This window comes from Rhodocytophaga rosea, assembly GCF_010119975.1.
GTDB lineage: Bacteria > Bacteroidota > Bacteroidia > Cytophagales > 172606-1 > Rhodocytophaga > Rhodocytophaga rosea.
The window spans coordinates 2,549,470-2,563,778 of sequence record NZ_CP048222.1 but is presented as its reverse complement, the minus strand read 5'-3'; the positions used below and the strand labels follow the sequence as shown (position 1 = coordinate 2,563,778).

The 14,309-nt window shown below is 39.6% G+C and carries 15 protein-coding genes; 5 read left to right on the top strand and 10 right to left on the bottom strand.

Annotation, left to right across the window (positions count from 1 at the left end):
- Nucleotides 1-112 precede the first annotated feature (112 nt).
- The gene (locus GXP67_RS10740) at nt 113-889 is read left to right on the top strand and encodes an MbnP family protein (protein WP_162443132.1); all 777 of its coding nucleotides are present in this window, start codon (nt 113-115) and stop codon (nt 887-889) included.
- 78 nt (nt 890-967) lie between these two features.
- Here GXP67_RS10740 and GXP67_RS10735 read toward each other — a convergent pair whose 3' ends face one another.
- Entirely contained in the window at nt 968-1,618 is a 651-nt protein-coding gene (locus GXP67_RS10735) for a hypothetical protein (RefSeq protein WP_162443131.1), read from the bottom strand.
- Nucleotides 1,619-1,719: 101 nt separating this feature from the next.
- Nucleotides 1,720-2,562, bottom strand: a complete 843-nt coding sequence (locus GXP67_RS10730) for a hypothetical protein (RefSeq protein WP_162443130.1) — start codon at nt 2,560-2,562, stop codon at nt 1,720-1,722.
- A gap of 129 nt (nt 2,563-2,691) precedes the next feature.
- On the opposite strand from GXP67_RS10730, the gene GXP67_RS10725 reads away from it, so the two are divergent.
- Nucleotides 2,692-3,849: an AI-2E family transporter gene (locus GXP67_RS10725; protein WP_162443129.1), complete on the top strand. Its 1,158-nt coding sequence runs from the start codon at nt 2,692-2,694 to the stop codon at nt 3,847-3,849.
- A 114-nt stretch (nt 3,850-3,963) separates the two neighbouring features.
- Here the strand turns inward: GXP67_RS10725 and GXP67_RS10720 are convergent, their stop codons facing one another.
- The 8 genes from GXP67_RS10720 to GXP67_RS10685 form a co-directional block, all read right to left on the bottom strand.
- The gene (locus GXP67_RS10720; RefSeq protein WP_162443128.1) at nt 3,964-4,455 is read right to left on the bottom strand and encodes a PM0498 family protein; all 492 of its coding nucleotides are present in this window, start codon (nt 4,453-4,455) and stop codon (nt 3,964-3,966) included.
- A gap of 13 nt (nt 4,456-4,468) precedes the next feature.
- Complete coding sequence (locus GXP67_RS10715; RefSeq protein WP_162443127.1) at nt 4,469-4,657, bottom strand: PspC domain-containing protein; 189 nt, start codon at nt 4,655-4,657, stop codon at nt 4,469-4,471.
- A gap of 1 nt (nt 4,658) precedes the next feature.
- Entirely contained in the window at nt 4,659-5,183 is a 525-nt protein-coding gene (locus GXP67_RS10710; protein ID WP_162443126.1) for a hypothetical protein, read from the bottom strand.
- Between the two features lie 140 nt (nt 5,184-5,323).
- The gene (locus GXP67_RS10705) at nt 5,324-6,880 is read right to left on the bottom strand and encodes a M28 family metallopeptidase (protein WP_162443125.1); all 1,557 of its coding nucleotides are present in this window, start codon (nt 6,878-6,880) and stop codon (nt 5,324-5,326) included.
- A gap of 145 nt (nt 6,881-7,025) precedes the next feature.
- Nucleotides 7,026-7,598: a nicotinate (nicotinamide) nucleotide adenylyltransferase gene (gene nadD, locus GXP67_RS10700; protein WP_162443124.1), complete on the bottom strand. Its 573-nt coding sequence runs from the start codon at nt 7,596-7,598 to the stop codon at nt 7,026-7,028.
- A gap of 100 nt (nt 7,599-7,698) precedes the next feature.
- Nucleotides 7,699-8,271: a guanylate kinase gene (gene gmk / locus GXP67_RS10695; protein WP_162443123.1), complete on the bottom strand. Its 573-nt coding sequence runs from the start codon at nt 8,269-8,271 to the stop codon at nt 7,699-7,701.
- Between the two features lie 88 nt (nt 8,272-8,359).
- Entirely contained in the window at nt 8,360-8,662 is a 303-nt protein-coding gene (locus tag GXP67_RS10690) for a hypothetical protein (protein ID WP_162443122.1), read from the bottom strand.
- Nucleotides 8,663-8,847: 185 nt separating this feature from the next.
- Nucleotides 8,848-9,432, bottom strand: coding sequence for a sigma-70 family RNA polymerase sigma factor (locus tag GXP67_RS10685; protein ID WP_162443121.1), 585 nt, complete (start codon nt 9,430-9,432; stop codon nt 8,848-8,850).
- 238 nt (nt 9,433-9,670) lie between these two features.
- On the opposite strand from GXP67_RS10685, the gene GXP67_RS10680 reads away from it, so the two are divergent.
- The 3 genes from GXP67_RS10680 (at nt 9,671) to GXP67_RS10670 (ending at nt 14,241) form a co-directional block, all read left to right on the top strand.
- Nucleotides 9,671-11,248 carry a glycosyltransferase family 2 protein gene (locus GXP67_RS10680; RefSeq protein WP_162443120.1) on the top strand — a complete coding sequence of 526 codons (1,578 nt, stop codon included), beginning with the start codon at nt 9,671-9,673 and terminating at the stop codon, nt 11,246-11,248.
- 61 nt (nt 11,249-11,309) lie between these two features.
- Nucleotides 11,310-12,341 carry a glycosyltransferase family 9 protein gene (locus GXP67_RS10675; RefSeq protein ID WP_162443119.1) on the top strand — a complete coding sequence of 344 codons (1,032 nt, stop codon included), beginning with the start codon at nt 11,310-11,312 and terminating at the stop codon, nt 12,339-12,341.
- 64 nt (nt 12,342-12,405) lie between these two features.
- A complete protein-coding gene (locus GXP67_RS10670) occupies nt 12,406-14,241 on the top strand; it encodes an ABC transporter ATP-binding protein (RefSeq protein ID WP_162443118.1) in 1,836 nt (611 codons plus the stop codon).
- Nucleotides 14,242-14,309 lie beyond the last annotated feature (68 nt).

The following is a 14,309-nucleotide window of genomic DNA, read 5'->3' as shown; positions in this document are numbered from 1 at the left end:
TACTAATACCATATCGAATCAGTTTCATTTATATATAACCTATTGAGCCACTACAGTGTCAATATGTTCAATAATATTTACTAAACTTCGTTTCCTTCAAAACTCTTTATCCATGTTACGCCGATTCTTGTCTAGAACAGTATTTATACTTCTATTTCTCCCTCTTAGCTTTACAGCCTGCAAGAAAGACGACCAGCAGATGATTCCTGGAAAAGTAACTTTGCAATTCAATCCGGTGGTAGATGGGCAGGATCTGGTGCTGGACGATCAGGAATTCACCAATTCCGCCGGCAATAAGTATAAGGTAGAAAAATTGAAGTATTATGTAAGCAAACTTAAATTAACCAGATCGGATGGTTCAATTGTAGAATTTCCGGATGGGTACTTCCTAATCGAAGAAACCAGTTTATCTAACCGCCGTGAAATAAGCCTGGAGAATGTACCGGCCGGAAATTATTCTTCCTTTTCTTTTGCCATTGGTGTAGATAGTGCACGAAATTTTTCCACAGAAATGGTAGGTGATCTCAACCCCAACAATGATATGGCCTGGAACTGGGTATCGGGCTATAAATTTTTTATGCTCGAAGGAAAATTCACCACTGCAGCTAATGCCACCGATGCTATGGTATTTCATATTGGCGGTAACCGTTCTTACCGCACTATTGGCCTCAGTACATCGTCCACCGGTGGGCTTGCTGCAATCCAGATCAAAGCAAACAGCAATACGATTATTGAACTGAATGCGGATATAAATAAACTTTTTAACGCAACAACCACTATTGATCTTAATACAATTAATGCCATTATGCAGCCTGGTGAGGAGGCAGATAAGATTGCAAATAACTATGCTACTGGTATGTTTACTTTAAAAAACGTCCGGTTAGAATAATCGGGCATGAGCTTGCGATAGTTAAGTTTATTATCTAAACCTTTGAATTAGTCTGATATATTGATATTGGAGGTAGTTTTAATTTATCCAAAGATTTTCTTCTTTAATTATTTTCCATTGCCCGTTTACTTTTCTACAGATAATAATATCGCCTCTGCCCATTAACCAATCCCCTCGTATACTTCTTTCTACAATAGCAATTTGTTTACTCTTATTAAAGACTGGTTTGGAAAATCCGAGCTTACCAGATGTGCCAAACTTCTTTCTATATTCCTGCCAGTAATCTGTTGTGTCATTTCTAGATATTTGGTTTAAATCATTAGGCGTTAAAAGCCAGTTGTTATTTAATCTTTGATTATCCCACAGATATACTGTCTTATCTAATTGATCAAGCAGGTATTGCCTATCTTGGTTAGAAGCAATACTATCTTCTATAGCTTCAATAACTTCTCTTAATGTAGAGCTATGTACATGGGCAAAGCAAATAATTTTGGTTAATTCTAAAGAGTCTGTTATAGCTGAATTGGATTCGATGAAGACTGTATTCATTAATTCATACACATAATCTTCCCTGATGATAGGATACTTTCGCTTTAGCGTATTATAATCTGAATTCCAATATCTTCCATAATTTATTAAGAACACAACAAACAAAATCACAATACATAGTCCACCACCCACTACATAAAAACTTTGTATCCCTAATTGCTTAATTTTTTTGTGTTTCATTATTTCCTCCTATAGTCACCAATACTCAAATAAAGATAAGTAATTCCATTCTGTACTTACAATGAATAACTAGTAATGCGATTGGGTAGCAGTTCACAACTTCACTTTCTTTTTACCATAAACATCTTTCCTTTTTCGTTGGTAATCACAAAATCAGTGTCATTTACATAGACCAGTGCTTCTGCCTGACCCCTGGGAAGACGTATACACAAATTGGGATGGGTGAGTAGATTTTCGCCTGGCTTCACTTCAAATATAAATATCTTCCCATAGGTAAGCACAGCCATTTCCGTTTGGGATGGATTCATATCAGCCGCCGTTACCTGGCTCTTAATAAAAATATCACCCTGCTTTTCAGTTGCATATTCGCCTGGTTTATCAGGAAGAGCATATAATTTGACCTGCTTATTTCCCCGGTTTTTTGAAAATAAGTAGAGACTGTCAGCATGCCAGAAAAAGGCTTCGCAATCAAAATTCCTGTCTTTTTTAGCTGGCGGAAAATCTTTCTGATCGCTGTAGCGGAATGCGATCTGATTGCTCTGCCGGGGAGTATTAGGATGCACTTTATAAATGGCCAGATTCTTCCTGGTATTCCTGTTATTTCCCATGTCTCCTATGTATAGATGCTGCGAATTATCCTTTGCCAGTTCTTCCCAGTCGTTGTTCTTTATTCCTGTCAAAGGTAAGGTATCCACCACCTGACCGGAGGAGTTGATTTTATATAAAGCAGCCTTTCCCTGGTCATTATGCGTCCAGTAAAAACCCGATGAATCGGCTAGTGCCAGACCAGAACTTTCATTGACAACCGTCGATAGTTTTCCCATTTTACTCACCGCATACAAGCGCCTGCCGGATTGAAATCCACTTTTTTTGTTTTCACAATGACAGGTACTGAGGGCAGTTTTTACAGAGAAAAAGAATAAGAGGATTTTTAATGGCAGCATTTTCTTTATAGATTAAATTACCAGTATAAAAAATATAAAATATTTAAATGACTACCCTGTTAAGCGTGCCAACTTACACTCAGCTTTGCCGTTATACGCAATATCTGATACATGAACTGAACAAAATACATGGAAAATTATATAAAAGTTAAACTGCCTCTGTATGTAAAAATAAGCCTGGTGCTGATTAGCATTGCCCTCATCTTTGTAGGTCTGGAACTGGGAGCTGGGCTTATGGTCCCCTTGTGCTTTTCATTCCTTTTTGCCTTACTGCTGCATCCCTTATGTGTAAAACTGGAAAGCTGGCGTTTTCCAAGGGTATTGGCTATTTTTATCTGCCTGGTTACTATTATTATAGTACTGGGAATCATTCTGTATTTTATTACATCGCAGATATTAAGTTTTGGTGAAGACCTGCCCGGCTTACAAGCTAAGTTTACGGAACTCCTCAACGATTTACATCAGTATGTATCGAAAACATTTGGGATTAACAAAAGTAATCAACTGAACTATCTGCGCCGGTCTGCAAGCACGGTGATGGCATCCAGTGGGGCGATGGTAACCAATATGCTTGCCTATACTACTAACACCTTTGCCGACCTGGGGCTGATGCCGGTTTTTATATTTTTCTTTCTGTATTACCGCTCGTTTTTCAAGCAGTTTTTAAATAAACTCTTTATCAGTACCCCTAACCAGAATATCACAGAGATTATGTATAAGATTCAGAATGTGGTAAAAAACTATATTATGGGTTTATTGCTGGTAATGGCTATTATCGCTGCCTTAAATACAGTAGGATTACTGATTCTGGGAATTGAATATGCTTTATTCTTTGGGGCTTTAGCTGCTTTGCTCAATATTGTTCCCTACCTGGGAATCATTATAGGTTCCGTTTTTCCCATTATGATGGCATTGCTCACCAAAGATTCTATCTGGTATGCAGTGGGAGTTGCCGGCGTATTTACGATTGTGCAGTTGCTGGAGGGTAATTTTATCACTCCTAGTATTGTAGGCTCAAAGGTGAGCGTAAATCCACTGGCTGCCATTATTGCCTTGATTATCGGAGGCATTTTATGGGGACCTTCGGGTATGATTCTGTCTATCCCTTTTACAGCTATTGCTAAAGTTATTCTCGATAATATTGAGCCCCTGGAGCCGTTTGGCTTTTTACTGGGTGAGCCTCCGGTACCTGCCGACAAAAATCCGCAGGGAGATTTTATTAATGATTTTAAAAAAGAAGTAAAGGAAACTATTACACAGGAGACGGTAACACAATCACCATTATAAAATTGCTATAGAAAGCAGTGTAATTCATGTAATCTGTTAGGATTCTAACATCCTTGTGTAAGTAGCAGCAAAGGCCATTGTCCAAAAATGGTGTTTACATAATAATAGTTGATGTTATTCTATTATCATTACAGCTTCGGATTTGAAATCTTCTAAATCCGAAAACTTAAATTTCTCATCTGTGGAAGGTCGTATTTTATGGAATTTGACCACGCAGCCACCGTAAGTATCAATATCTTCCCCAGAGTAAATTGTTTCATTGAAAGATATTATAATTCTAAAGTTACCTTCAAAGTCAGTGTTCAATTCCTTGTGTAATCTTTTTGCTATTGTGAGTCCAATCAGAAGGTACTCCAATTCACTTTCTATACACTTAAAGTAATCATCTACATGAATATCATTTAAAAAGACCTCGTACTCGCATTTCTTATAATCTGTGTCTAATTCTATTGCCCCGAAATAGTGGAAGTCTTTAAGTAATATGCAACCTTGTTCTGATCTGAATCCTTTTTCAAATTCCTCTGGTAATTCTATATTAATGCTTTCAAACTTGTATTTGGTGCATTCTAAGTATGAATTCATCAGAGAATTAGATTCTATATTCATTTAGTTATAGCAACTAATATTCATCCGGCATAATGAACATAAGTATCAGGTAGATAAGAACGGGCGAACCGAATCCTACTATTGTTGCGATCACAAAAATAATCCGGATGATGGTGGCATCTATATTCAGGTATTCAGCAATACCTCCGCAAACGCCTGTGATTTTACGGTTGGTTTGGGATCTTTTGAGTTTCTTAGTCATATTAATTTGTTTTAACAGGTATTTCTATTTGGAGATTTCGTTCATTAATATATTTCTCAATTACAATATTTTGTGGTTTTAGTTTGTTTTCCCAGGCGTATTCCATCAATTTTTGTTTCAATTTATCAGGCGCCGGAGCCACAGCCGGATGAGAGGTGATTTCAGCACGTACGGCCTGGGTTCCGGCCAGATACATGTATTTGTATGATGCTGGTAATGAAGCTAAAGAATCTGGTACCAATGTACCAATCACAGCATCTACTTTTCCTTTGTCGGCACCTGGCGTATCGTAGTAAATGGCAGCTAAGGTACCCTTAATTTTACCTGCTTTATGATCTATATTCACTTTCTCAAATAACTCTCTGAACTTCTGATCGGTAGCTTTGCCTTTATATGGAATACCGGCCAGAATATATCCTTCAATAGTGGTATGTGAAAAAGGAATTTTCTGGAAGCCACCCAGAAAAGTATACCCTATAAGGGCCATTCCTGCAATTATAGTTACGATAATGGCTGCTATTTTCATATTGGCTTACAAACTCATTTTTACAAAAATAAACTTTCTGTCCACAATCACGAGAAAATGAAGTATTATTCTATCCTTGATGCCAATATAAAAGCCAGCTGGTCTGGCTGGCCTTTAGTAGATGTCGTCTGAGTGCTGGCTTAGTTGGTTCCGGCAGCTTTGGCTACTGGTAATTCTTTTCTCGTTAGTTTCTGATCCCGCATGGCGGTGTGATATACAAACGAAGCTACAATCACGGCGGCTTGTTTCAGATCTTCTTCTTGTAACCGCTCATAAGTATCCATATTGGTATGATGGGTGCGGGTACTGTAATCTATTTCATCTTGTATAAACTGAAATCCTGGTAAGCCTACTGCATCAAAAGCCAGGTGATCAGTGCCACCAGTATTCCGGATGGTTACTGAGGAAGCACCCATGTCTTTAAAAGGAGCCAGCCAGGCTTCAAATACAGGGCGTAAGGCTTCATTGCCCTGCAGATAAACCCCTCTGATTTTACCAGTTCCGTTATCTACATTATAATATGCCGAAAGTTTGGCATGATCTGGCAGTAAACTCATGGTTTCCGGGTCAGCAAAATGATTTTTTACATAATTTCTCGAACCATGTAAGCCTTGTTCTTCAGAGCCCCATAAAGCAATCCGGATCGTACGACGGGGTTTTACACCTACAGCTTTTAAAATACGCATGGCTTCCATCATTACGGCAGACCCAGCTGCATTATCGGTAGCGCCGGTGGCGGCATGCCAGGAATCCAAGTGTGCGCCTACCATTACCAGTTCATTTTTGAGCTTTTTATCAGTTCCGGGAATTTCTGCAACCACATTATATCCGGTCAGATCTGTATTGAAACGGGTTTTGATTTCTGTTTCAATTTCCACTTCTATTTGTGCTTCAAGCAAACGCTGAACTCTGGCATAATGTTCAGCAGCCATTTCCATTTCGGGTAGAACAGGTTTTGCATCCGGAGCATAAGAAGCACCATTAGAAGTAAAATACGTTCCATGCATTCCTCTCCCGTTCGAAATAACCACGGCAGCGCCTTCCTCCTGCAAAAACTGGCTTATTTTTTCACGTAAAGCCCGGCGGGCACGGTATTCGGCGATACGTTCTGGTGACATGCTCGAACTGGAAGAGGCAATTGGAGTAGCAGCCACCATTTTTGCCAGTTCTTCATCGGTGTATCTTTTGGCATCTGCTTCAAACGTTGTTTTTATATTGGCAGCAGTTTGAACCAGTACCATTTTATCTTTCAGTTTCCCTTTGTACTGGGCGAGGTCTTCTTCTTTCTCTGCTTTTACCAGAATTATTTTACCTTTTACTATCCCATTGGTACTGGGTGTCCAGGCTTTGGGAGAGGCAATTAAAGGTTGATAGTAGGGAACGGTCATGGCTACATAGGATTTTTCAATGTCCCAGCCTTTGCCGAATTGCCCCCAGGGCTCAATGGCAGCTTTTTCCAGTTTCCATTCGGTGAGTTGCTGACGTGTCCATTCATTGGCGCGTTTTAGACCGTCGGAGCCAGATAGCCTGGGGCCGATCACATCGGTAAGGTAGAAAGCCGTTTTCATTACCTGCGAGCGTTGCAAACCTTCTTCTTTGATCTTTTCAACCATTTGAAGGTCTACAGGCTCTTGCTGGGCATACGCCAGGTAACTCGACAGCCAGAATGCTATCAAAATAATATGTATTTTTCTCATATTGGTTTTTGAGGTTTGAAGATGAATATTATTTCAAATATGAGAAAAATTGCAGAAATTTTTTCTCATTGGATAGTACAAACCAAAGCTACTTTGTTTAATAACCTTATTTTTATAAAAGATACAGGCAGGAAAATCCGATGAATTACATATAAAATTTCTTCCGCATAATATACTGTTCCACCCGGTCGGGCACCAAGTACCTGACGGATTTATTCTGCCGGATACGTTCCCTGATAAAAGTAGCCGAAATATCAAGTAGAGGAGCCTCTACCACTTTTACCTGCGGATGTTGAATTAAATCACTTTTGGCTGAACCAGGTCTGGGATATACATATAAGCCAAAGTATTGCAGGATCTGCTGGTAATTTTTCCACTTGGTAAACTGCACTAAATTATCTTCTCCAATGATCAATCGGAATGAATGCTGGGGAAACTTTTCCTGGATCACGGTAAGCGTATCGATGGTATAACTGGGTTTTGGCAAATGAAATTCAATATCGGTAGCTTTCAAACGGGGATTGTCATCGATGGCCATTTCAACCATATCCAGCCTGTCGAATTCGTGTAAGAGTGAGTTGCTTTTTTTGAAGGGATTCTGTGGAGAAACCACAAACCACACAGCCTGTAATTCTGTGTTTTCGGCCATAATGTTGGCAATAATCAGGTGGCCGATATGAATAGGATTGAAGGAACCAAAGAATAATCCAATCTTCATGGGTGCAATTACAGATTTGAAGATATAAAGATCGGAAAGTTGGTTTTGCTGTAATGAAAAATTGCTTTGTCAGGTGGTAGCATTTGATCTTTATTGGCTATTATTTCAAAAAATCGTCTACCAGTAACTGGGCTTTTACCAAGGTCTTTTCCAGATCTTCGTTTACCAGGGTTACATCAAACTGGTTTTCAAACGACATTTCAAATTTTACCTTAAACAAGCGGCGGGAGATACTTTCTTCACTATCTGTACCCCTGATGCGCAATCGCTGTTCGAGCAATTCTAAAGAAGGTACCTTCACAAAAATAGCCAGCGCTTTGTGGCCATAATGTTTTTTCAGGCTGAGCCCTCCTTTTACATCTACATCAAATAATACATGTTTGCCCAGGCTCCAGATTCTTTCTATTTCAGATTTCAAGGTGCCATAAAATGCGCCTACATATACCTGCTCCCACTCTACAAATTCGTTATTGTCTATTTTCTGCTTGAATTCTTCCGGGGTTAAAAAATAATAATCTTTTCCATTTTCTTCATTGCGCCCCCGTTTGTCTCTGGTACAGGCAGAAATAGAAAAGCCCAGGTTTGGATTTTGGGCTAAAAGGTGTTTAACAATAGTAGTTTTTCCAGAACCGGAGGGTGCCGAGAAGATAATAAGTTTGCCAGAAAAAGCCATGAATACAGAGCGAGTATTTGAATTAAAATGATGGATCATGAATTTGAATCAAAACAATTCAGAATGCATAATGAAAAATCCACTATTTCTATACTACGCTCTCGTTGATTTTTACTTTAATGGCATCTATTAATTCATTGGGAACCGTTTTTTTCTCAATTTTATCACAAAGAATCTGACGGATGGTTACTTCAAGGTTATAACCTTCAATGCAGGGCATGCATTTGTCAATATTCTGGTTAAAGTGCTGCAGTTGCTCGGAAGTGGCTTCACCATCTAAAATCAACTGAAGGGCTTTCATACATTCCTGGCGGTTTTTACAGTCTTGCTGCAGGTAGTGGGTGTTCTCTTTTTTCTGTAAAATGGGAAACACCTTTTTAGACGTTGACATAATTTGATTTTTAACGGGTTGAATAAGGTTATAATGTTAAGTGATCAGACTTAAAAATAGCTTTATAGGAACGATACGTAACAGGATAAAAGTTATATATTTTCTTTAAATGTTTCTATCAATAATCTGTTATTTGTTGGATGCATTCCGATTAGCAAACCCAATTATAAAATGATTAGTTTCAATTAATCGCCGTATCCCATGGTTTTGGCATATGTTTTTAATTTTTCTTTCAGCAGGTTACGGGCTCTGTGTAATCTCGAACGGACTGTACCAATAGGAATGTCCAAAATCTTAGCCATTTCTTCATAGGTAAATCCTTCTATATCGCATAAAATAATCACTGTTCTGAAATCTACTGCCAGAGAATTTAAGGCATTAGCTACCTCATCGCCGATCATTTCCTGTACAGATTCTACCCGCAGGTCTACTGTGATATTATCTGCATCTGCTTCATCCGAATTATAAAAAGTTTCGACTTCCTGATAATCAACTTTGGCCGGTTCTTTACTCTTTTTCCGGTAATCGTTGATGAAGCTGTTTTTTAATATCCGGAACAACCATGCTTTGGCGTTAGTTCCTTTCTGGAAAGAAGTAATAAAACGGAATGCTTTTAAATATGTATCCTGTACCAGATCTTTGGCTTCGTCTTCGTCCACCGTCAGGCGATAGGCAAAATTGTACATAGAGTTGATGTGGGGCATAAACTCCTGGTCAAAAATCCTGTATTTTTCTTTTTCTGTATAGTTCTGAGCCGGAACGTCTGACATAAGTGGTAGGGGTGTGTAGGAACAAAATTACAATATTACGCGAATTATCCGCAAATCTGGCGACATAAGATGAATAAACCTAAATTTTAGTAAATTGCGTGCTGTATAAAATACTTGTACGTATTTCACCATTTTTATATACATATATTAGCTATAAGTTCCTGCAACAGGAACTAAAAATATCCTAATCTGAAATATTTTTCGTTACACCTGTAAACTATATCTACTTCGCTGCTAAATGCCTCTTGCCGTTCAACTTTCAGTAGTTATTATTACCTTCAATGAAGAAAAAAACATTGCCAGGTGTATTAACTCGGTATATGAGATAGCCGACGAAATTCTGGTAGTGGATTCTTATTCTACTGATAGAACCAGAGAAATTTGTTTGCAGAAGGGAGTCAGGTATATACAGCATCTTTTTGAAGGACATATAGAGCAAAAAAACTTTGCTTTGTCTCAGGCAACCTATCCATATGTGCTTTCACTGGATGCCGACGAAGCTTTATCCAAGGAATTGATAGCCTCCATACAGATAATAAAGCGCAACTGGACAACGGATGGCTATACTATGAACCGGCTCAGCAGTTATGCAGGTAAATGGGTTAGGCATTGCGGCTGGTATCCCGATCGTAAAATCCGCTTGTGGGACATTAGGAAAGGCATGTGGGGAGGCTATAATCCACACGACAAGGTCGTGATGCAGGAAGGAAGTACCCTAGGGCATCTGAATGGCGATATTTTACACCATGCCTACCAGAATGCTTCAGAGTTGGTTTCAAAAATTCAGAAATATTCCTCTATTTATGCCAGTGCTAACCGGTTTAAAAAGAAATCTTCTCCTGTTAAAATCGCTTATAAATCAATATTTGCCTTTTTCAGGAACTATATCTTGCAGGCAGGTTTTTTAGATGGGTACGAAGGCTTTATTATTTCAGTATCTAATGCCAATGGCGTATTTTATAAGTATACCAAGTTGTATGAAATCAACCAGATGTTAACAGTATCTCTTATTATTACTACCTACAACCGGAAGGAGGCGCTAGAACTTGTGTTGTTGAGCGTGCTGAACCAGACAGACATGCCGGATGAAATTATTATTGCCGATGATGGCTCTATGCCGGATACTGCCCAGATGATCAGAAGTTATGCAAAAAAGTTCCCGGTGCCTCTCTTGCATTGCTGGCATGAGGACAATGGATTTCGGCTAGCGGAAATACGCAATAAAGCCATTGCTATGGCTAAGTCAGAATATATGATTATGGTAGACGGCGATATGGTATTGTCGAGCAATTTCATAAAAAGCCATAAAAAGGCAGCTACAAAAGGGTATTTCCTGCAAGGTTCCAGGGTGCTGCTCTCCGAGAAAGTTACCAGGCGTAGCATTGAGAACAAAAGAATTGACTTCTGGCCTTTTCAGCAGGGAATTACGAATCGCTTTAATGCCATGCATATGCCTATTTTATCCAAGGTGTTTTCGGTACATCAAGGTAAATTCAGTCTGAAAGGAATACGGGGATGTAATATGGCTTTCTGGAAAGAAGATGCCATGAAGGTAAATGGATTCAATGAAAATTTTGTAGGATGGGGCCGGGAAGACAGTGAGTTTGCCGTACGGCTGTTCAATAATAATATCCGCCGGCGCAATCTTAAATTCGGAGGTGTAGCCTATCACTTATACCATCCTGAACATACAAGAGATTGTCTGGCTGTAAACCAGATGCTCTTACAAAAATCCATTGATGAACAATTAAAGTTCTGTGATAAAGGAATAAACCGGCATATACTGCAACATGAAAAAGTTTCTGTGAATGAATAACAGGGCTTGTATAAGAATATATCTAAAGTAGTAGACTTTGCAAATGGCAAATACCTGAACTATGAAGTTATTAAAAAGCATCATTATCAGCCGTACCGATAATCTGGGTGATGTCGTATTGACCTTACCGATGGCTGGTATGCTGAAATCTATCTTGCCGGATGTAAAAATATATTTCATTGGAAAGGCTTATACCAAACCAGTCATTATTGCCAGCCGCCATGTAGATGAATTTATTGACCGGGAAAGTATTCTTAAAAATCCTGAATTATTACAGCGGATTCAGGCAGATGCGATCATTCATGTATTTCCGGATAAAAAAATAGCCAGACTTGCGAAAGAAGCCAATATTCCTATCAGGGTCGCCACCAGTCACCGCTGGTTTCACTGGCTGTTCTGCAATAAACTGGTAAACCTGAGCCGCAAAAATTCAATTCTTCACGAAGCACAACTAAACCTTCAATTATTAAAGCCTTTAGGTATAGAAAGAACCCCGGCTTTAACCGAAATTGCACAACGGTATGGACTATCTGCAACGAGATTTTCTTTACCGGCTACGATTGCTGCCTTAATACAGCCAGATAAATTCAACCTCATTCTGCATCCCAAATCCAAAGGAAGCGCCAGAGAGTGGCCGCTTTCTCATTACCTGGAACTAGTAAAACAACTGCATGCCGACCAGTTTCAGATATTTATTACCGGTACAGAAACTGAAGGGCAACAGATACGCGAACAATTACCAGCCCTGTTCAATTTTGAGCATGTACATAACCTGACTGGTAAACTTAACCTGGAGCAACTTATTAGCTTTATCGACAATGTGGATGGCCTTCTGGCTTGCAGTACCGGACCTTTACATATTGCAGCGGCTCTCGATAAATACGCCCTAGGAATTTATCCGCCGATGCGGCCCATTCACCCTGGCCGGTGGGCACCTGTCGGCGAAAAAGCAGAAGTATTATGCTTAGATAAAACCTGTAACGATTGCCGGAAAACGCAGTATTGTACGTGTATACAATCTATTACCGTTGAACAAGCCAAAGATAAAATTACGGCCTGGTTGCCTTCGTATGTTTCTAATAACCAGGCATGAAATAACCCAAATTATCAGACAGCAGGTATACTATATATCTGCTGTTTATTGTTTATAAAAATACATGAAGACTTACCTAAGATTAATTGCCTACGCCCGTCCCATCGGAAAATTCGCTTTTCCTTATTTTATATTCGCCTTTCTCAGCATTCTGTTTGGAATAGCTAATTTAGCCCTGCTGATTCCCCTTCTGGATATATTATTTGGAACAGTAAAAGACGAAAATGTACAGGCTATGCTGGTGAAACCTGCGTTTAGCTTCAGTTTAAATTATCCTGTGAGTCTGTTTAATTATTATTTCAGCCAGTTCATAGTAGAGTATGGAAAGATTGGCGCCCTCAAGTTTGTTTGTGGAGTAGTAATAGGTTCTGTTTTCCTGGCTAACCTCTTTAAGTATTTAATGCAGCGGATTCTTGAGAAATTAAAAGCTCACTCCGTAGCACGGCTCAGGCAGGATGTCTTTACCAAAGCGCTGTCTTTACATCTGGGGTATTTCTCCAATGAGCGCAAAGGCAATATTATGTCAAGAATTACTACCGACGTGCAGGAAGTGGAGAATTCCATTGCCAGCACGTTTACAGCTATTTTCAAAGACCCAATCAACCTGGTTGTATACTCAGCCTCTTTGTTTATTATTTCTTTAAAGCTTACCCTTTTCTCCTTAATTGTATTGCCTATATCAGGTTTTGTAATTGCCGGATTGGTAAAAAAAATGCGGAAAGATGCCCGGAAAGGACAGGAATCTTTAGGGATCATTATCAGTATTCTGGACGAGACTTTTGGAGGGATGCGGGTAATTAAAGCTTTTAATGCAGATGGATACATCAGCAGAAAGTTTCATCAGGAAAATGAGCGGTATAAGCGGTTGATCCGTTCCATGGCTAATAAACGGGAACTGGCATCGCCTTTCTCCGAATTTATGGGCGTTACAGTAGTGGCTTTGATTTTATTATATGGAGGTTCTCTTATTCTCTCCAATCAATCTGATCTATCAGCAGCAGAGTTCATTGCCTATATCGCCATATTTTCGCAGGTGTTACGTCCGGCCAAAGATATCTCTAACGCCATCTCTAATATTCAACGGGGAATTGCTTCCGGCGAACGGGTGCTGGCACTCATAGATACACCGCCAGCTATTCAAGACAAACCCAAGGCAAGAGTAGTGTCGGATTTTACAAAGAGCATCACTTTCGATAGAGTATCGTTTGCTTATGATAATGGCGTGAAGGTCTTAAAAGAAGTTTCGTTCACCTTACAAAAGGGAAAAACCATCGCCTTAGTCGGACCGTCAGGCGGAGGTAAATCTACGATTGCCGATCTGGTGCCCCGGTTTTATGATCCGCTTTCTGGCAGCGTGTTAATAGATGGCGTAGATTTGCGGGATTGTACCACTGAATCGATCCGAAATCAGATGGGGATTGTGACGCAGGAATCTATTTTATTCAACGATACCATTTTTAACAACATTGCATTCGGCAAAGAGGCCACTGAGGAAGAAGTGATTCAGGCTGCTAAAATTGCCAATGCCCACCAGTTCATTATTCAAACCGCAAATGGCTACCAAACGGTAATTGGAGATAGAGGTGCTAAACTTTCCGGCGGACAACGCCAGCGCATCAGTATTGCCAGGGCTATTCTCAAAAATCCGCCTATACTGATTCTGGATGAAGCAACTTCAGCATTGGATACTGAATCCGAAAAACTGGTGCAGGAAGCCTTAAACAATCTCATGCAAAATCGCACTTCGCTCGTTATTGCCCACAGGCTCAGTACCATTCAACATGCCGACGAAATTCTGGTCGTGCAGAACGGTCAAATTGTAGAACATGGCAACCACGACGACCTGCTCGAAATTAACGGTGGTGTGTATAAAAAGCTGAATATGATGCAGGCCATTTAATGTGTTCAGCAAACAAAAAGAGCCTGCTTCACAAGCGAAACAGGCTCTTTTTGTTTGTATACTTTAAT

What these genes read in the sequence shown, in the direction of transcription:
- GXP67_RS10740 (WP_162443132.1), top strand. Translation starts at nt 113, where the DNA reads ATGTTACGCCGATTCTTGTCTAGAACAGTATTTATACTTCTATTTCTC.
- GXP67_RS10735 (WP_162443131.1), bottom strand. Translation starts at nt 1,618, where the DNA reads ATGAAACACAAAAAAATTAAGCAATTAGGGATACAAAGTTTTTATGTA.
- GXP67_RS10730 (WP_162443130.1), bottom strand. Translation starts at nt 2,562, where the DNA reads ATGCTGCCATTAAAAATCCTCTTATTCTTTTTCTCTGTAAAAACTGCC.
- GXP67_RS10725 (WP_162443129.1), top strand. Translation starts at nt 2,692, where the DNA reads ATGGAAAATTATATAAAAGTTAAACTGCCTCTGTATGTAAAAATAAGC.
- GXP67_RS10720 (WP_162443128.1), bottom strand. Translation starts at nt 4,455, where the DNA reads ATGAATATAGAATCTAATTCTCTGATGAATTCATACTTAGAATGCACC.
- GXP67_RS10715 (WP_162443127.1), bottom strand. Translation starts at nt 4,657, where the DNA reads ATGACTAAGAAACTCAAAAGATCCCAAACCAACCGTAAAATCACAGGC.
- GXP67_RS10710 (WP_162443126.1), bottom strand. Translation starts at nt 5,183, where the DNA reads ATGAAAATAGCAGCCATTATCGTAACTATAATTGCAGGAATGGCCCTT.
- GXP67_RS10705 (WP_162443125.1), bottom strand. Translation starts at nt 6,880, where the DNA reads ATGAGAAAAATACATATTATTTTGATAGCATTCTGGCTGTCGAGTTAC.
- nadD (WP_162443124.1), bottom strand. Translation starts at nt 7,598, where the DNA reads ATGAAGATTGGATTATTCTTTGGTTCCTTCAATCCTATTCATATCGGC.
- gmk (WP_162443123.1), bottom strand. Translation starts at nt 8,271, where the DNA reads ATGGCTTTTTCTGGCAAACTTATTATCTTCTCGGCACCCTCCGGTTCT.
- GXP67_RS10690 (WP_162443122.1), bottom strand. Translation starts at nt 8,662, where the DNA reads ATGTCAACGTCTAAAAAGGTGTTTCCCATTTTACAGAAAAAAGAGAAC.
- GXP67_RS10685 (WP_162443121.1), bottom strand. Translation starts at nt 9,432, where the DNA reads ATGTCAGACGTTCCGGCTCAGAACTATACAGAAAAAGAAAAATACAGG.
- GXP67_RS10680 (WP_162443120.1), top strand. Translation starts at nt 9,671, where the DNA reads ATGCCTCTTGCCGTTCAACTTTCAGTAGTTATTATTACCTTCAATGAA.
- GXP67_RS10675 (WP_162443119.1), top strand. Translation starts at nt 11,310, where the DNA reads ATGAAGTTATTAAAAAGCATCATTATCAGCCGTACCGATAATCTGGGT.
- GXP67_RS10670 (WP_162443118.1), top strand. Translation starts at nt 12,406, where the DNA reads ATGAAGACTTACCTAAGATTAATTGCCTACGCCCGTCCCATCGGAAAA.